Annotated in this window: 17 protein-coding genes; 10 read left to right on the top strand and 7 right to left on the bottom strand. The window is 68.2% G+C overall.

What is annotated here, in order from left to right; all coding sequences use genetic code 11:
- Positions 1 to 53: 53 nt before the first annotated feature.
- The gene (locus BEI_RS02610; RefSeq protein WP_097788043.1) at positions 54 to 608 is read left to right on the top strand and encodes an NADPH-dependent FMN reductase; all 555 of its coding nucleotides are present in this window, start codon (positions 54 to 56) and stop codon (positions 606 to 608) included.
- A gap of 58 nt (positions 609 to 666) precedes the next feature.
- Entirely contained in the window at positions 667 to 2,199 is a 1,533-nt protein-coding gene (locus BEI_RS02605; protein ID WP_097788042.1) for an FAD-dependent oxidoreductase, read from the top strand.
- A gap of 22 nt (positions 2,200 to 2,221) precedes the next feature.
- Here the strand turns inward: BEI_RS02605 and BEI_RS02600 are convergent, their stop codons facing one another.
- Positions 2,222 to 2,806, bottom strand: a complete 585-nt coding sequence (locus BEI_RS02600) for a GNAT family N-acetyltransferase (protein ID WP_097788041.1) — start codon at positions 2,804 to 2,806, stop codon at positions 2,222 to 2,224.
- Between the two features lie 128 nt (positions 2,807 to 2,934).
- On the opposite strand from BEI_RS02600, the gene BEI_RS02595 reads away from it, so the two are divergent.
- The gene (locus tag BEI_RS02595) at positions 2,935 to 4,041 is read left to right on the top strand and encodes a Glu/Leu/Phe/Val family dehydrogenase (protein WP_097788040.1); all 1,107 of its coding nucleotides are present in this window, start codon (positions 2,935 to 2,937) and stop codon (positions 4,039 to 4,041) included.
- Positions 4,042 to 4,179: 138 nt separating this feature from the next.
- Here BEI_RS02595 and BEI_RS02590 read toward each other — a convergent pair whose 3' ends face one another.
- From BEI_RS02590 to BEI_RS02580, 3 genes are all read right to left on the bottom strand, one after another.
- Positions 4,180 to 5,130, bottom strand: coding sequence for an IS481 family transposase (locus tag BEI_RS02590; protein WP_097787867.1), 951 nt, complete (start codon positions 5,128 to 5,130; stop codon positions 4,180 to 4,182).
- A 66-nt stretch (positions 5,131 to 5,196) separates the two neighbouring features.
- On the bottom strand, positions 5,197 to 5,682 hold the full coding sequence (locus tag BEI_RS02585; RefSeq protein WP_153045756.1) for a hypothetical protein: 486 nt from the start codon (positions 5,680 to 5,682) through the stop codon (positions 5,197 to 5,199).
- A gap of 147 nt (positions 5,683 to 5,829) precedes the next feature.
- The gene (locus BEI_RS02580; RefSeq protein ID WP_227644548.1) at positions 5,830 to 6,273 is read right to left on the bottom strand and encodes a hypothetical protein; all 444 of its coding nucleotides are present in this window, start codon (positions 6,271 to 6,273) and stop codon (positions 5,830 to 5,832) included.
- Between the two features lie 457 nt (positions 6,274 to 6,730).
- Between BEI_RS02580 and BEI_RS02575 the strand changes: the two genes are divergently transcribed.
- From BEI_RS02575 to BEI_RS02555, 5 genes are all read left to right on the top strand, one after another.
- A complete protein-coding gene (locus BEI_RS02575; RefSeq protein WP_097788038.1) occupies positions 6,731 to 7,300 on the top strand; it encodes a diguanylate cyclase in 570 nt (189 codons plus the stop codon).
- Positions 7,297 to 8,412, top strand: a complete 1,116-nt coding sequence (locus BEI_RS02570; protein ID WP_097788037.1) for a beta-ketoacyl-ACP synthase III — start codon at positions 7,297 to 7,299, stop codon at positions 8,410 to 8,412. Before BEI_RS02575 ends, BEI_RS02570 begins: the two co-directional genes overlap by 4 nt.
- Positions 8,409 to 9,101, top strand: a complete 693-nt coding sequence (locus tag BEI_RS02565; RefSeq protein ID WP_097788036.1) for a hypothetical protein — start codon at positions 8,409 to 8,411, stop codon at positions 9,099 to 9,101. Before BEI_RS02570 ends, BEI_RS02565 begins: the two co-directional genes overlap by 4 nt.
- Positions 9,085 to 9,921 (top strand): DUF6999 family protein, encoded by an 837-nt coding sequence (locus tag BEI_RS02560; RefSeq protein ID WP_097788035.1) that lies wholly within the window; start codon positions 9,085 to 9,087, stop codon positions 9,919 to 9,921. The genes BEI_RS02565 and BEI_RS02560 overlap by 17 nt, the downstream gene beginning before the upstream one ends.
- 73 nt (positions 9,922 to 9,994) lie before the next feature.
- Positions 9,995 to 10,678, top strand: a complete 684-nt coding sequence (locus tag BEI_RS02555; RefSeq protein ID WP_097788034.1) for a hypothetical protein — start codon at positions 9,995 to 9,997, stop codon at positions 10,676 to 10,678.
- A 42-nt stretch (positions 10,679 to 10,720) separates the two neighbouring features.
- Here BEI_RS02555 and BEI_RS02550 read toward each other — a convergent pair whose 3' ends face one another.
- Together BEI_RS02550 and BEI_RS02545 are read right to left on the bottom strand one after the other, a co-directional pair.
- Positions 10,721 to 11,956: a DUF3422 domain-containing protein gene (locus BEI_RS02550; protein ID WP_097788033.1), complete on the bottom strand. Its 1,236-nt coding sequence runs from the start codon at positions 11,954 to 11,956 to the stop codon at positions 10,721 to 10,723.
- 216 nt (positions 11,957 to 12,172) lie between these two features.
- A complete protein-coding gene (locus tag BEI_RS02545) occupies positions 12,173 to 13,141 on the bottom strand; it encodes a magnesium transporter CorA family protein (RefSeq protein WP_097788032.1) in 969 nt (322 codons plus the stop codon).
- Positions 13,142 to 13,234: 93 nt separating this feature from the next.
- On the opposite strand from BEI_RS02545, the gene chrA reads away from it, so the two are divergent.
- On the top strand, positions 13,235 to 14,434 hold the full coding sequence (gene chrA / locus BEI_RS02540) for a chromate efflux transporter (RefSeq protein WP_097788031.1): 1,200 nt from the start codon (positions 13,235 to 13,237) through the stop codon (positions 14,432 to 14,434).
- Positions 14,435 to 14,489: 55 nt separating this feature from the next.
- On the opposite strand, the gene BEI_RS02535 is transcribed toward chrA, so the two are convergent.
- Positions 14,490 to 15,203 carry a DUF3581 domain-containing protein gene (locus BEI_RS02535; RefSeq protein WP_097788030.1) on the bottom strand — a complete coding sequence of 238 codons (714 nt, stop codon included), beginning with the start codon at positions 15,201 to 15,203 and terminating at the stop codon, positions 14,490 to 14,492.
- A 256-nt stretch (positions 15,204 to 15,459) separates the two neighbouring features.
- Between BEI_RS02535 and nhaD the strand changes: the two genes are divergently transcribed.
- The gene (nhaD, locus tag BEI_RS02530) at positions 15,460 to 16,953 is read left to right on the top strand and encodes a sodium:proton antiporter NhaD (protein ID WP_097788029.1); all 1,494 of its coding nucleotides are present in this window, start codon (positions 15,460 to 15,462) and stop codon (positions 16,951 to 16,953) included.
- The last annotated feature ends 265 nt before the right edge of the window (positions 16,954 to 17,218 follow it).

The following is a 17,218-nucleotide window of genomic DNA, read 5'->3' as shown; positions in this document are numbered from 1 at the left end:
CCAGCTTCTATAGTGACTCATGTCGCTTGCTTCCCCCGCTGGAGGAACGGCCCATGAGTCAACCCACCCCCATCGCGGTCATCGTCGGCAGCCTGAGGAAGGCCTCGTTCAACCGCAAGGCGGCCAATGCCCTGATCGCCCAGGCACCGGCGAGCCTGGACATGGCGATCGTGGAGATCGGCGACCTGCCGCTCTACAACCAGGATTTCGATGACGACTCCCCCGAGCCCTACCGGGTCTTCCGCGAGCGGATCCGGGCGGCCGAAGGGCTGCTGTTCGTGACCCCGGAGCACAACCGCTCGATGCCCGCGGCGATGAAGAACGCCCTGGACATCGGCACCCGCCCGCCGGGACACAATGTCTGGGCCGGCAAGCCCGGCGCCGTCATCAGTGCCTCGCCCTCGATGCAGGGCGGCTTCGGCGCCAGCCATCACCTGCGCCAGTCGCTGGTCAACCTGAACGTGCGCTGCATGCCGCAACCCGAGACCTATCTCAGCCAGGCGCATCAGCTCTTCGACGAACAGGGCCAGCCCACCGAGCGCTGCCGGGGCTTCCTGCAGAAGTTCATCGACGGTTACGCGGAGTGGATCGCCGCCCAACTGCGCTGACCCACCCCACCCCCGCGCTCCCGGCTTGCCGGACGCGCACCGACAGGAGGACATCGCCATGAGTGCCGCCGCCACGCCGAGCGGCCCCGACCTGGCCGCCGGCATTCCCCTGAGCGACCTGCCCGAGGGCGAGTCGATCCGCGGCCATGTCGGCAGGAAGGCCGTGCTGCTCGCCCATACCCCGACGGGGTTTCATGCCGTCGGGGCCAAGTGCCCCCACTATGGTGCGCCGCTGGACGAGGGCCTGATCGTCGGCGACACCCTGCGATGCCCCTGGCATCACGCCTGCTTCGAGCTGCGCGGCGGCGAGGCGTTGGCCGCCCCGGCGCTGGACGACCTGCCCTGCTGGCGGACCGAGGTGGTGGACGACCGCGTCTTCGTGCGCGAGGCCCTCGACGACCGACCGCCCCGCCGCCCGGCCCGCTCGCCGTCGTCGGTGGTGATCGTCGGGGGCGGCGCGGCCGGGGAAGCCGCCGCCGAAACCCTGCGCCGGGAGGGCTATACCGGCCCGGTGACGATCCTCAGCGAGGATCCGGCGCCACCCTGCGACCGACCGAACCTGTCCAAGGACTACCTGGCCGGCAAGGCCAAGGCCGAGTGGATCCCGCTGCGCGGCGACGACTTCTATGCCCGCCATGACATCACGCTGAGGCTGGACACCGCCGTGACGGCGATCGAGCCCGAGGCCTCCCGGGTGCGGCTGGCCGACGGCGGGACCCTGGACTACGGCGCCCTGCTGCTGGCCACCGGCGCCGAGCCGATCCGCCTGGCGATCCCCGGCGCGGCGTCGCCCCGGGTGCACTATCTCCGCAGCCTCGCCGACAGCGAGAGGATCATCGCCGCGGTCGAGGCCGGTGCGCGCCGGGCCGTGGTGGTGGGGGCGAGCTTCATCGGGCTGGAGGTGGCGGCCTCGCTGCGCCAGCGCGGTCTCGAGGTCCGGGTGGTCGCCCCCGAGGCGCGCCCCCTGGCGCGCGTCATGGGGGACGTCCTGGGGGACTTCGTTCGCATCCTGCACGAGTCGAAGGGCGTGACCTTCCACCTGGGCCGGACGGTCTCGAGCATCACCGACCAGGCGGTGGAACTCGACGACGGCACCCGCCTGGACACCGACCTGGTGGTGGTCGGCATCGGGGTCCGGCCGCGCACGGCCCTGGCCGAGGCGGCGGGCCTGGACGTCGAGGACGGCATCCTGGTCGACGCCGCCCTCGAGACCCGCGTGCCCGGCATCCATGCCGCCGGCGATGCGGCCCGCTGGCCGGATCCGGTGAGCGGCGAGCGCGTGCGCATCGAGCATTGGGTAGTGGCCCAGCGTCAGGGACAGCGGGCCGCCCGCCACATGCTGGGCGTCGAGGACGCCCGTCCGGCCGTGCCGTTCTTCTGGAGCGAGCACTACGGGATCGGTATCAGCTACGTGGGGCATGCCCCCGGCTGGGAGCGCATCGAGACCGACGGCGATCCCGCCGCCCGGGATTTCACGGCACGTTTCATCGCCGGCGATCGGACCCTGGCCGTGGCGACCATCTTCCGCGACCGGGAGAGTCTCGAGGCCGAGGCCGAGATGGAGACTCGCGCGGCGACGCGACCGGGGTAGCCTCCGCCGCTGCGCCGGCCGGTCATCCGGTATCCAGGGCACGCGTCATCAGCTGCCATTCGCCCCCATGGCGACAGCCGGGATAGGCGATCACCGGCAGGGAGGCGATCTCGTCGAACCCCTGTCGGTCGTAGAGCCGACGAGCCGGCCGGTTCTCCGAGGCGACGATCAGGCTCAACGTCTCGCACCCGGCGGCGATGGCGGAGGCCTCGGCCTGGGCCATCAACAGCCTGGCCACCCCCTTGCCACGCGCATCCGGATAGGTGGCGAGGGCATTGATGTACCAACTGCCCGGGACCCGGGCCTCGAGGCGCACCAGGGGACGCACGACGCTCGGACAATCGGCCAGCGCCGCGAGATCGTAGGGATCGGGGAGCCGATAGTCCAGGATCATACCCAGGACTCGCCCCCGATGGACGCATACCCGGGCGTGACGATAGCTGAAGCCCCCCTCCTCCCGTCCGGCGCGCTCGATGCCTACCGCCATGGGCGACTCGCCCTCGGCGGCCATCCGCCGCCAGAGATATTCCGGCATCCCCTCGCCCGCGAGGTTGATGAGGTAGGCCAGGTCCCGCGCATCGTCCTTTCGGGCGTCCCGAACGTTCATGTCACCTCACCGGGGATCGGACGTGTCTCTCAGCATAGGAGAGCCCGGAGCGAATGGCCCCGCCGGGGAGGCATCGCCCGACCGGTCGCCTGCTAGCTTGAAGGGAGACACCGTAGGGAGGACGGGAGATGAGCGACGCCTTCGATATCGCCGACGAACTGGGCCCCGAGAAGGTTTTCTACCTGCACGATCCCGGCACGCAGCTGCGCGCCATCGTGGTCATCGATAATGTAGCGGCCGGCCCCGCGATCGGCGGGACCCGCATGGCCCCGGACGTGAGCCTGGAGGAGTGCGCGCGCCTCGCCCGTTCCATGACGCTGAAGAATGCCGCCGCGGGGCTGCCTCACGGCGGGGCCAAGGCGGTGATCTTCGCCGATCCACACCAGCCCACCGCCGACAAGGAAAGGCTGATGCGGGCCTACGCCTACGCCATCCGCGAGATCACGGACTACATCCCCGGCCCGGACATGGGCACCAACGAGATCGCCATGGCCTGGGTCCATGACATGACCGGCCGCTCGGTGGGCCTGCCCCGGGAGCTGGGTGGCATTCCCCTCGACGAGATCGGCGCCACGGGCTACGGCCTGGCCGCGGCGGTGGAGGCCGCCCAGTCTCACGGCGACTTCCGCCTCCAGGGCGCCCGCATCGCCATCCAGGGCTTCGGCGCCGTGGGCATGCACGCCGCCCGCTATCTCGCCCAGCGAGGCGCCCTGCTGGTGGCAGCCAGCGATTCCGCCGGCACCCTCGTCCGGGCGGAAGGGCTGGATGTGGAGGCGCTGATCGACTGGAAGCGCGGCGGCCACCCGGTGGCCGAGTTCACCGGCGGGGAGGCCCGGAAGCGCGACGCCATCATCGACGTGGAGTGCGATGTCTGGATCCCCGCCGCCCGGCCCGACGTCATCCACGAGGGCAACGTGGATCGCCTCCGGGCCGGGATCGTGGCCGAGGGCGCCAACATCCCGGTCACCGAGGCGGCGGAGCGGCGCCTGGCCGAGCGCGGGGTGCTGGTGCTTCCGGACTTCATCGTCAATGCCGGCGGGGTGATCTGCGCCGCCGTGGAGTATCACGGGGGCAGCCAGAACGAGGCCCTGAGGCGCATCGAGGAGAAGATCCGCCACAACCTGGACGAGGTCCTGCGTCGGGCCAAGGCCGAGGGGACGATGCCCCGCACGGCGGCCCATGACATGGCCCGCGAACGGGTCTGCACCGCCATGCGCTTCCGGCGGCGCTGGTGAATTGCCGCGACGCTGGTGTCGGCTAGCGGCAGCTTTCGAGGATCCGCAGCGTCCTCTCGTCGATGCCCAGGGCCTCGAGGGGGTCGCCCATGCCCCGCTCCTCGAGCCAACGCAACTGCAGTCGCAGGGCCTCTCCCTCTAGATGTGTAAACCCACCAGGTTGTTCACGGAAAGTCCCAGCCGACTAATCGGAGGCTGATAATTCAGACTGGCATGTGGCCGATGCCAGTTGTACTGGTGGAGCCAGGCGGGCAGATGCTCGCCTCGTTGCTCTGAGCTCTGATAAGACCAGGCATAGGCCCATTCGCGCAGGGCGGTTTGAATGAACCGCTCTGCCTTGCCATTGGTACGGGGCGTAAAGGGGCGAGTGCGCTTGCGTTTCAGCCCTAATCGGCGGCACAGGCGGCGGAATGGCTTGGACTTGTAGCATCCGCCATTGTCGGTCAGTACCCGGCTAAAGTGGACCCCCAGACGCCTGTAGTACCGCACGGCCTGCAGCAGCGCACGGCAAGCGCTCCACTTGGTCTCATCCGGCAGGATGGTGCTGAAGGCCACTCGCGAGTGGTCGTCGATGGCCACATGGACGTACTCCCAGCCAGCGCCTCGTGTGTTCTGCTGGCGATTGCCGGTGACACGATGCCCTGGGCGCTCGAAGCGGCCGAGCTTCTTGATGTCCAGGTGCAGGAGCTCTCCCGGGGCGTCATGCTCGTAGCGGTTCTCGAGAGGAGCGGGCGCCAAGACCGAGAGACGATTCAGCCCCTCGCGCTCAAGGAGTCGCGCGACCGTACTGTGTCCGATGCCCACCTGTTCGGCAATCTGGCGGTAGGTCTGGCGCTGCCGGCGGCGTGCGATGACCTGCGCGCGGATCGCGTCTGGGGTCTCATGAGGACAACGGCATGGGCGAGAAGAACGGTCCAGGAGACCGGCCTCGCCCTCGTCCCTGTAACGGCGTACCCACTTGTAGACCGTCCGCACACTGACGCCTTGCGCCTGGGCCACCTCCGCTGGCCGAAGCCCTTCCCTGATGACTCGGCGGACCAGCAGGGCTCGACCATGCACTGTGAGACGGGCATTCTTATGGGTGTTCATCCGGGCCTCCTGGAGGTTGGTTTGGGTCGCACCTCCAATTGTCCGGGTAGGTTCCGGATGAACAACCTACCGAGAGATCACATCTAGACGCCCCTTGCAGCGGTCATCGTTCGCCGGCCGCTGGTGAAGCTGGAAATGATGCACGAGCTCGTGGAGCAGGTAGCTTCGATCGACCCGCCGGGTGAGGTCCAGATGCTGATTGAGGTAGATGACCCCCTCCTCGGCGTCGTAGGCCCCCAGGACCCGGGGGGCGAGATGCAGCGGAAAGGCGGGAAAACAGCGGGACTTGAGCGCCACCTCGCCCTCGAGCCTCAGCTCCGGGGGCGGCGGCACCGGATAGGCTAGCTGTTCGGCGATCCAGGCCGACAGCCGCTCGACCATGCCGCCCAGGTCCCCTGCCGAGTCGGCGGCCGCCGCGGCCGGAAGCGATGAGAGCCGGGACGCCAGGCGATCCTCCATCGCCGCCTCGTGGACCAGATCACAGGCCCGAGCCCAGTCCGGCATCGACCACAGCGACAGCAATCCGATCGACACGGCGGCGAGTGCTGTCATGCGCGACGGCATCGACCCATCTCCCGGCTCCGGGGGGCTGGACACCCGCCACCCGCTACCCTGGGCAGGTCCGGAATCGGCCTGCTCTCCTTGCGTTACGGGGGAATTCGCTTTCCGACCGACAGGGCCCATCCCGGGGCGACGAGGTTATCGGAAGGTCTCGCAGACGGCACTTTGCGCCGAGGGATCGTGGCCCTCCGTGTGAGTCACGGGACCGGCGCCGGCCTCGATGGGCACGCTCCACTGGTGATCGTGCTGCATGTCGTCGCACTGGCCGGGGCTGCCGCCGCCGAAGTTGGAGTCGATCCAGTAGTGCACGGCGTAGCTGCCGCCCTCCATCAGCGCTCCGGTAAACACGAAGGAGAAGGCCGGGTCGGCATCGGCCGCGACCTCGCCGGTCTTGACGGCGATGGTGTCGCCGGTGGCGGTATCGACCACTGCCGCCTGGATCGCCTGGCCACCATGGGGCCCCTGGAAGCTGGCATCCCCCTGGAAGGTCAGGTCCTGGCCTTCACTGGCGAGCGCCGCCCCGGCGACCAGCGGCAGCGCCAGCAGGGCGAGCCGGGCGGCGGAAAACGTCGTGTTCATCATGCGGTACCTCCCCTGGTTCGTGGAAGAACGGCCGGGCCCAGCCGGGCCTGATCCCAGCATAGTGGTCGACGAGCCGGCGTGCCGAATGCCTCGACTCCCGCGATCAGGACGGGCCGTCCCTTTCCAGCCGCCGCGACGGGGCGACCAGGTATCGACAGCCGGACGACGCGGGGGAACTCCGCCGACCCCAGCGGGCGCAGGGCCCGCGCTGATGTCGTCCGCATGTCGTATATTAACTCTCGCTTCTCGAAAGGCGGGCCCGGTGCCGCGGCCTATCGTAGGTTAGCGGTCAAGGCAGGGACGCCATGCCGACGATCCGACAGATTCAAACACGTGTTTGCATTCAGGCGCGGATCGACTAGCCTTGTTATCGAACGCTGTTTTTTAACTCCAGGGACCGGAGACTCACCATGCGAATCGCCATCTCTCCCCTTCGACGCCGTCGCGAGGTCCGCCGATGAACACCGACGCGCTGCTGATCCAGGGTCTGCTCTACGTCTTCCTGCCCCTCTGGGGCCTGGCCGGCTTCGTGGACTGGTGCTGCCACCGGGCCACCCGCATCGAGGCCACCTCCGGGCTCAAGGAATCGCTGATCCACTCGCTGATGGGCCTCCAGGTCGGCCTGCCCATCCTTCTGTGCCTGCTCTTCGAGGTCAACGTGCTGGTGTTGCTGATCTGCCTGGCGGCCTGGGTGCTGCACGAGCTGGTCGCCCACTGGGACGTGCACTATGCCGCTCCCCGCCGCCATATCGGCATCTGGGAGATGCACGCCCACAACTACCTGGCCAGCCTGCCGTTCTACATGCTGGCCATGATCGCGGTGATCAACTGGCCGGTGGTCGTGGACCTGCTGACCCTCGACTGGGCCGGCCGGCTGTCGCTGGTCCCCCTCGAGGCGCCCCACGGCGGCGCGGGCTACCTGCCGGGCTACCTGGCCTTCATGGCGCTCGTGGCGGTCTTCCCCTATGCGGAAGAGAACCTGCGCTGCCTGCGGCACGCCCTCAAGCGACGGAGGACCGCCGAATGAGCGTCTACATCACCAGCACCGGCCACCACCTGCCGGGGGCGCCGGTGGACAATGACCGCATCGAGGAGGTGCTGGGGCGCGTCCATGGCAAGCCCAGCCGGCTCAAGCGCCGCATCCTCGCCTCCAACGGCATCCGCACGCGCCACTACGCCATCGACGCCGACCACCGCACCACCATCAGCAACGCCGGGATGGCCGCACTGGCCGGCCGGGACTGTCTGGAGCAGGGCTACGTGCCCGACACCCGGCTCGACCTGCTCAGCGTGGCCACCAGCCAGGGGGACCTGGTGCTGCCGGGGTTCGGCAGCATGGTGCAGGCCGAGCTGGGCCTGCCGGACCTGGAGCTCAACACCAGCCATGGCATCTGCTCGAGCAGCATGATGGCCCTCAAGGCGGCCTTCACCGCCCTCAAGGCCGACGAGCACGACAATGCCCTGGTCATCGCCAGCGAGCTGGCGTCACGCCTGTTCAAGGCCAGCCGCTACGAGGCCGCGGGGGCGCTGGCCGACTTCGACGCCGAATTCCTTCGCTGGATGCTGTCCGACGGCGCCGGGGCCCTGCTGCTGGAGACCCGGCCCCGGGGACTGTGCTTCCGTATCGACTGGATCCGGGGCATCTCCCATGCCGACGCCTTCCCGGTCTGCATGAGCGTGGGCCGGCCGAAGGCCGGCGAGGACCGCGAGAGCTGGCAGGACTACCCCACCTACGCCGAGGCGGAGGCCGCCGGCGCCCTGCTGATCCGCCAGGACGTGCGGCTGCTCGACAGCCTGGTCAAGCTGGGGGTCGACGGCCTGTTGCGGCTGATCGACGAGGGGCGCGTGGTGGTCGACGAGGTCGATCACCTGCTCTGCCATTACTCGTCGCATCACTTCCGCGGCCGGATCTTCGAGATGCTCACCCAGGCCGGGGCGGCCATCCCCGAGGAGAAGTGGTACACCAATCTCTACACCCGGGGAAACACCGGCTGTGCCTCGCTGTTCATCATGCTCGACGAGTTCCGCCGCACCCAGGCCCCTGCCGAGGGCGACACCGTGCTGTGCTTCGTCCCCGAGAGCGGACGCTTCAACAACGTCTACATGCACCTCACCGTGATCAAGGAAGACGCCCCATGAGCGACAGGATCACCACCCCGGAAGGCCGGGAATGCCTCCAGGGCCTGATGCGCATCTGGTTCGACTTCGAACGCCGGCTGGGCCGGGTCCCGGTGATCCAGCGACTCGAGCGTGGCCGCTTCACCCTGGAGGATCATCGCCGCCTGTTGCGTCACCTGCGCCAGCAGGTGGTGGAGGGAGCGCGCTGGATCACCCGCGGCGCCTCGAGCTTCGATCGCGACTACGCCGAGGTGCGCTCCATGGTGATCGGCCACGCCAAGGAGGAGCATCGCGACTACGAGATGCTGGAGGCCGACTATGTGGCGGCCGGCGGGGAGCATGCCGCCATCGTCGGCGGGCAACGCAACGCCGGCAGCGAGGCCCTGCATGCCTTCATGATGTACCGGGCCAGCCAGCCGAACCCGGTGGACCTGATCGGCGCCATGTGGATCATCGAGGGACTCGGCCAGAAGATGGCCGGCGACTGGGCGCGGCGCATCGACGAGGCCACCGGGGGCGACGGCGCCTGGACACGCTTCATGCGCTACCACGGCGAGCACGACGACGCCCACCTCGACAAGCTCTACGTCCTGGTCGATCGGGCCTGCCGGGGCGAGGCCGATCGCCGGGCCATCCTGCGTACCGCCCGGGTGGTGGCGCGGCTGTATGCCCTGCAGCTCGAGGAGGTGGACCATGACGACGCGGCGTAGCCCCTTCCTGCGCGCCCTCGAGGCCGACGACTCCCTGCCCATCGAGCCCGAGGCCGTGCGCCTGTGGCTCGCCGACCTGGAGCGTCCTACCCGCTGGTCGCTGCGACCGCTGCTGCAGCTGCTGTTCGGCGCCCTGTTGCACCTCACCTGGTTCGTCAAGCGCCTGCCGCTGCCCCAGTTCCGGGCCCATGGCCTGCTGCAGCGGCTGATCTGCTGGTTCTGCGCCCATGTGGTCAGCCCCGAGGCCAATCGGCTGATCCTGCGCCACTACGCTACCGAGTCGAACATCCTCAACTTCCTGATCGACAACGGTGCCGTCGACGGGGTCGCGCCCCTGACCCTCTACCCACGGCGGGTCGAGGACATGCTGGGCGCGAGCTTCGTGGATCATGACCAGGAGTTGTTCAGGGCCTTCGCCGAGATGGGGCCCTGGCGCCCCGCGACGGGCCCGCGCGCCACGGCCGCCCTGCGCTGGGATCATTGGCGCCCCCTGGACACGCTCGACATCGCGGTGACGCGGCGGCGCACCCAGGTGCTGGACTTCGAGAGCGCCCACGTGCTGTTCATGTGCCTGTTCTGCCTGCTGCTCACCCGCGAGGAGTATCGGGACGCCATCAACGGCTTCAACCTCGACCAGTCCATCGCCATCCGCGTGGGCCAGTTGATCGACGATCCGTCGATTGCCGAGATGGCCTACAACAAGTATCCGCATTACCTGGTCGGGCCCTGGAACCTGAGCCGCCGCTTCCTCATGCACGGCTTCTTCACCGAGTACCTCTATGCCCGGCTGGAGCGCCTGCGAGGCGGGCAGGCGACGTGACATTTAAAGGCCCCTTGGCCATATTAGTGACGTGCGCCACGCGCACGGCTTCTCATCGCAAAGGAATACGACCATGACGTCTCACTTTCGCAAGGCTGCGCTCGTGGCCCTCCCATTGCTGGCGATTTCTGCCGGTGCTCAGGCCCTGAACACGCAGGCGCCGCCCACCTACGACACCATCTACCTCAACACCGACTTCCGTCCCGACCCCTTCACCCGGACGCTCTCCGCCGGCGGCACCCGTTCCGCCAGCGAGGCCGGCGCCAACTGCAGCGGCTATGTCGCCGGTGCGCCCGACTTCAACCTCCAGTACCAGGCCGGCCAGTTTCCGCTGAGCATCTACGTGCAATCCCAGGCCGATACCACCCTGGTGATCAACGACGCCTCGGGCAACTGGCGCTGCAACGATGACTACTCGGGCACCAATCCGGCCATCACCTGGAACAACCCGCCCTCGGGCCGCTACAACATCTGGGTCGGCACCTACGACACGGCCGGGAACTATCCCGACGCCAGCCTGCATATCAGCGAGATCGGCCCCTTCCAGCAGACGAGCGGCGGTGGCAATGCCGCGGGGAACAACTCGAGCGGCATCGAGTGGGGAGACAACACCAGCCAGTGGGCCAACGACAACGAGTGCGATGATCCACGCTTCGCCGGCCCCGGCATGCATTCGATCCTGCTCGACGAGGATCGCTATCACGACGCCAACGACTGCCGCCGGCTCTACGAGCAAGGCCAGATCTACCTGCGCTGAGCCTCCCCTGGCGCCGGCCGGATCTAAGCCGGCGCCGGCCTCCTAGTGCTGCTTGACCCGCCAGATCCGCCAGGCCAGCACGGCGATGATCAGCACCGCCACCGGCCCGAACACCGCGGTGGCCAGTCGGGGGTCGAGTGGCATCCCCAGCGCCTCCAGGCTGCCCAGGGCCAGCTTGATCAGGCTGAAGATGTAGTAGCTGATGACGATGATCGACAGGCCCTCGACGGCCTTCTGGATCTTCAGCTGGCTGCTGGTACGCTCGTTGAGGCTCTTGAGCATGACGGCGTTCTGCTCCTCGATCTCCACCTGGGCACGGGTGCGCAGCAGGTCGTTGAGCCTTGCCACGTTCTCGGCCAGCCTCTCCTGGCGCCGGTCCACCGCCGCACAGTAGCGTACCGTGGGCAGGAAGCGTCGCATCAGGAAGGTGCCCAGACGCTGGCAGTCCCCTACCCGGGTCTCGCGCAGCTCCTCGACCCGGGCGAAGACGATCCTGGCGTAGGCCTCCGTGGCGCCGAAGCGGTGCCGGCTACGCGCCCCGCTTCGCTCGAGCCGCGCCGACAGCGAGGCGATGGCCGCCAGCAGCGGACGCGGCCCCTCCGGGTGATCCTCGGCGTTGCGGTCGGAAAGCTCGCCGAGCTCCGCCTCGAAGCCGGCCAGCTCGCCGCTCAGCGCCTTGGCCTGGGGCAGCGCCAGGGAGGCCATCATCCGGTAGGTCTCGATCTCCAGCAGCCGACGGGCCATGCGGCCCAGGCGGAAGTCGTTGAGCCCCCGGTTGACGATCAACAGTCGATTGATGCCCCTCGCGTCGAGCCGAAAGTCGCTCCATACCGTGGCATCGCCACCGCCGATCCGGGACCCGGCGGGATCACGGAACCCGTAGTGGCCGGTGTCGCCGACCCAGCTCGCCTCGGTCTCCACCAGGATCAGGGTGGCGTTGATCAACGCCTCCCGGTGAGACTCGGCGATCTCGGCCAGCCGCCGCGGCGGAGCCGGCCAGGTGGGCTCGCCGTCCTGCCGAGGCACCATCAGCGTCAGGGTGAAGAACTCGGTGTGTCGCTCCCACTTCAGCACCTGGCCGTCCTCCAGGGTGAGGATGCCCTGGACGGCGCCGGGTTGCAGGGAAGTGCCGGCCAGTTCGCACAAGCGCTGGACGATGCCGTCACAGACGCCGTCGGTATCGAGGAAGGCGTAATGGTGAAGGTGCGCCGGCCCCGCGAAATAGATCGAGGGCCGGGCGTGCAGCTCGTTGTGCAGTTGCTCGCGCTGGGGGTGCATGGTCGGGTCCGAAAGGGGAGTAGGAGGGATGAGACTAAGGTCCAAGGCCTTCCCGTCCAACCGCCTGCCTCAACGCCCGTTCGACGCCGCCGGCTCCCGCCCCCTTGCCTGCGCCATAGGAATCAGCCACTTAGCCTTTCCCCTCGACGTCATGGCGGCCGAGTCCGGCCACGGGATGCGTCACTATGTCCCATCCCCTCGCTCGAGGCTCCAGCCCTAGAGCCACTTCACGCGGCGGAACACCCACAGCAGCGCCAGGCCGATGGCCAGCATCCCGCCCAGGACGAGGAAATAGCCATGGCGGTAGGCCAGTTCCGGCATGTGGGCGAAGTTCATCCCATAGATGCCGGCGATGAAGGTCAGCGGCACGAAGATGGCGGTGATCACCGTCAGCACCCGCATGGTGCGGTTGAGCTGGTGAGAGGCGATCGAGAGGTAACCGTCGATGAGATCCCCGCAGATGTCGTAGTACATCTGGGTCAGGCTGTAGAGTCGCTCGAACCGCTCGTGCACGTCGTTGATGGCATGGAGGGTCTCCTCGTTGCCGCGGGGCAGGTGCGCATAGTCGTAGGCGGTGAGCTCCTGGGTGATGCCGAGGTGATAGTTGAACACCCGACGCATCTTGACCAGCCGCGAGCGATAGCCGATGAGCTGGCGCATCAACGCATCGCTGCCGTCCTCGATCAGGGCATCCTCCAGGTCGCTCAGCGCGTTCTCGAAGGCCAGCAGGCTGTCCAGGTAGAACCCCGCGGAGCCATACATGACCCGCAGCGCCACGTATGCCGGCGAGCGCCCGAGCAGGGTGCCCGCCTCGCCCTCCATGAGCCGGTCGATGCTCAGCGCCTGCCCGGGATGCAGGCTGATCAGGTAGCGTTCGCCGAGGAGGAACACCACCTGCTGGGGCAGGTAGTTGAGCTCGGCATCGAAGGAGGAGATGCCGCGATAGAGGATCAGGGTGTGGTCGTCGAATTCCTCGATCTTGGGCGGGTGGCGTTCCCGATGGGCATCGTCGATGGCCAGGGGGTGACAGCCGAAGGACTCCAGCAGCGACCGTTCGACCGCCATGCTCTCCCCCTGGAGGTCGATCCAGATGCGACTGTCGGTCTCGTTCCGCCAGCGGTCGATCAGCGCCTCGTCGCCGCGAGTGACCCGACCGTCGGCATCCACCAGTAGCGTTCGTATCATCCCAGGGTCATCCTTTACCGGCACCATGTGGGTATCTTGCGGCAATGGCGCCGGCCTTGCCCAGCCTCGACATCCGCTATCCCGGGAGACGACATGCCCCACCCCCATCGCGCCGGCGAGGTGTTCCGCGCCTTCCTGTTGCTGGGCCTGACCGCCTTCGGCGGCCCCATCGCCCACCTGGGCTACTACCGCGACACCTTCGTCGAGCGCCGTCGCTGGCTCGACGAGCACGCCTATGCCGACCTGGTGGCGCTGTGCCAGTTCCTGCCGGGACCGGCCAGCAGCCAGGTGGGCTTCGCCCTCGGCCTGATGCGGGCCGGACCGCTCGGCGGGCTGGCGGCCTGGACGGCCTTCACCCTGCCCTCCGCCCTGCTGCTGATGGGATTCGCCCTGGGGGCGGCCAACCTCGAAGGGCCCCTGGGCCAGGGCCTGATTCACGGGCTCAAGGTGGTGGCGGTGGTCATCGTGGCGCATGCGGTCTGGGGCATGGCGCGACACCTGTGCCCGGATCGCGCCCGCGCCACCATCGCGGTGACGTCGGCCCTGCTCGTCCTCGCCGTGGGCGGCTCGGGCGGCCAGGTCCTGGCCATCGGCCAGGGGGGACTGGCCGGGCTGACCTGGTGCCGGGGCAACGGCCAGGCCCCGCCTAGCCTGCCGGATTTCGGCCTCTCACGGCGCACGGGGTTCATCTGCCTGATCGCTTTCGGCTGCCTGCTGCTGGGGCTGCCGCTGCTGGTCCTGGCCGGCGCCGGGGCGGGGGTGACCCTGGTCGACGCCTTCTATCGGGCCGGCGCCCTGGTGTTCGGCGGTGGCCATGTGGTGCTGCCGCTGCTCGAAGCGGAGGTGGTCCGCACGGGCTGGGTGTCGGCGGACGATTTCCTGGCCGGCTACGGGGCGGCCCAGGCGATTCCCGGCCCGCTGTTCACCTTCTCCGCCTACCTGGGCATGGTCATGACGACGGAAGCGGGCGGCCTCGGCGCGGCGTGGCTGGCCCTGGTGGCGATCTTCGCGCCGGGCATGCTGCTGCTGGTGGGCGTCATTCCCTTCTGGCAGACCCTGCGCGAGCGCCCCGGGGCCCGGGCCCTGATGCGGGGCACCAACGCGGCGGTGGTCGGGCTGCTGGCCGCCACCCTCTACCGACCGGTATGGACCGGCGCGATCCTCGGGCCGGCGGAGTTCGGCCTGGCCCTGGCGGGCTTTGCCCTGCTGGCGGTCTGGCGCGTCCCGGCCTGGGCGGTCGTGGTGGTCTGCGCCCTGGGCGGGATGGTCCTCGCGCTGCCCTCGGGGGGCTGATGGCCCCGGCTACCCGCTGCCGCCGGGCGCGGCGCCGGCGGAGCGGGAGGGCGCGTCAGGCCTCGGCCTCGTGGGCGGCCTTGAGGCGATAGAACTCCTCCACCACGGCTTCCATGGCGTCCGGGTCGTAGTCGCACAGGCCACTGACCACCAGCTTCTTCGAGCCGGTCCCGACCTCCTCGCCCGCGGCCAGGATGCGGAACTCCAGCAGGGCGTCGCCGCGCTTGCCGGTCACCTCCAGGGAGGAGTCGACCAGTTCCAGGCCGGGCTCGATGCCGTCCAGGCGATCCAGCGAGAAGCCCATGCTGTCGTAGATCACCAGGGGGCGCTTGGGATTGAACATCACCCCCCGCTCCTCCATCAGCGGCTTGAGGTAATGCGGGAAGTTCTTCCCCGAAAAGGCCACGTAGCAGCGGGTGAAGGCCTCCACCACGGCCTCGTCGCGGGTGACCTCGCCGTCACGCTGCGCCTCGAGGTAGCACTTGCCGTTGTCGTCTCGCACCCGGATCAGGCCGTCCTCGTCCTCGGTGAAGGTCAGCGGCACGTCGGCGCCGACCATGCTGAGGAAGCGGAAGGTCATGTGCTGGGACAGGCCGAAGCGGGCCAGGACCAGGGCGAAGAGCAGGTCACCGGGCACGCAGAAGCGCCGCGCATCCGGATTGTGGATGGGGTTGAAGTCACCGGCGACACGCTTGGCGAAACGGCTCGCCTGCTCCGCGGAGATCCGGAGCTGCTCGCCCGTGCGCGAGTGGTAGTCATCGAGAAACATGCGTCGAGAGCCTGCCCTGAAGTCGTTGGCGTTGCTGGTCGATCGGCGGCCAAGGCCGGAAGGGGCAAATGATGCCACAAAATCCCGCTCGGCGGGCGGCCGATCCCGACATACTGCATCGCACCAACCCCCCGGGGCATGGGGCCTACCCCCTACCAAAGAGGCAGGCAGGAAAGCGTTTCGTATCAGCGCGCCATGGTAACATTTTCCTGATTTCCAACCCTTACACACACTTGTTTCTTGGATGATCGTCGTCATGCTGACCTCCTGTCGCTCCCTCAACAGGCCCAGGCACCCTGCACGATGGCCTGGCATTTCCCTCCTTCTCCTTGCTTCCGTCTTCCTCCCGTTCTTCGCCTCCCCCGCCGTCGCCGCCACCGGCGAACTCGACCTGACCGGGTCCTTCGTCGGTGGGCTGGCCGTGGTGGTGTTCATCCTGGCCTATGCCCTGGTCATGGCCGAAGAGAAGCTCCACATGCGCAAGTCCAAGCCGGTACTGGTGGCGGCCGGCATCATCTGGGGCCTGATCGGCTGGGTCTACGTCAAGGCGGGTATCCCGGCCGACTCGGAACATGCCTTCCGCATCACCCTGCTGGAATTCACCGAGCTGATGCTCTTCCTGCTGGTGGCGATGACCTACATCAACGCCATGGACGAGCGCCGTGTCTTCGATGCCCTGCGGGCCTGGATGGTGCGCAAGGGGTTCAGCTACCGCACCCTGTTCTGGATGACCGGCGTGCTGGCCTTCGTCATCTCGCCGGTGGCCGACAACCTGACCACGGCACTGCTGATGTGTGCCGTGGTCACCAAGGTCGCCGAGGGCGACAAGCGCTTCATCAACCTGGCCTGCGTCAACATCGTGGTGGCCGCCAACGCCGGCGGCGCCTTCAGTCCCTTCGGTGACATCACCACCCTGATGGTCTGGCAGGCCGGCATCGTCCACTTCCAGGAGTTCTTCGCCCTGCTGGTGCCGTCGATCGTGAACTTCCTGATCCCGGCCGCGGTGATGAGCGTCTTCATCAAGAACCGCACCCCGGCGAGCCTGGAGGAGGACGTCTACCTCAAGCGCGGCGCCCGGCGCATCATCTTCCTCTTCCTGCTCACCGTGGCCACCGCCGTGGCCTGCCATACCCTCCTGCACCTGCCCCCGGTGCTGGGCATGATGACCGGGCTGGGCTACCTGCAGTTCTTCGGCTACTTCCTGCGCAAGACCCTGCCCCGTTCCCTGGAGCGCAAGCGTACCCTCTACACCCAGCGGGGCGACTGGAAGATGCTGGAGCAGCTGGGCAGCGTGGTGCCCTTCGACGTCTTCAACCGCGTGGCCCGCGCCGAGTGGGACACCCTGCTGTTCTTCTACGGCGTGGTGATGTGCGTGGGCGGCCTGGGCTTCATGGGCTACCTGGGCCTGCTCTCCGATGTGCTCTATACCGAGTGGAACGCCACCTGGGCCAACATCGCCCTGGGCATCATCTCCGCGGTGGTCGACAACATCCCGGTGATGTTCGCCGTGCTGACCATGGAGCCGGACATGTCCCATGGCCACTGGCTGCTGATCACCCTCACCGCCGGCGTCGGCGGCAGCCTGCTGTCGATCGGTTCCGCGGCCGGGGTCGCGCTGATGGGCCAGGCGCGAGGCAGCTACACCTTCATGGGTCACCTGCGCTGGGCACCGGTCATCGCCCTGGGCTATGCCGCCAGCGTGGTCGCCCACCTGTGGATCAATGCCGGCAGCTTCGGCGTCTACGGCTGAGGCCATGCCCGGCGGCGTGGGCCGCCGGGCATCACCGTCATTCCTTTCATTGCCTTCCCGTCATGTAGCGATTGAGGGTAAGCTGTGCCCCTATGAGCCATGGGCCGACGTTGCCCGGCGATCGAACAATAACGACACCCGACCAGGGCCGCAGGGAGAGAGCGTCATCATCCCCTTTCCTCAACACGCCGACATGGAGCGAATGTCCGTCATGCCCACCAGGGAAGGATCGTGTCCGCAACGCGGCGCCTTGCCGGCAACGGTG

Origin of the sequence: Halomonas beimenensis (genome assembly GCF_002549795.1) — a bacterium.
Taxonomy (GTDB): domain Bacteria; phylum Pseudomonadota; class Gammaproteobacteria; order Pseudomonadales; family Halomonadaceae; genus Halomonas; species Halomonas beimenensis.
This window is presented reverse-complemented; position numbering and strand designations above follow the sequence as displayed.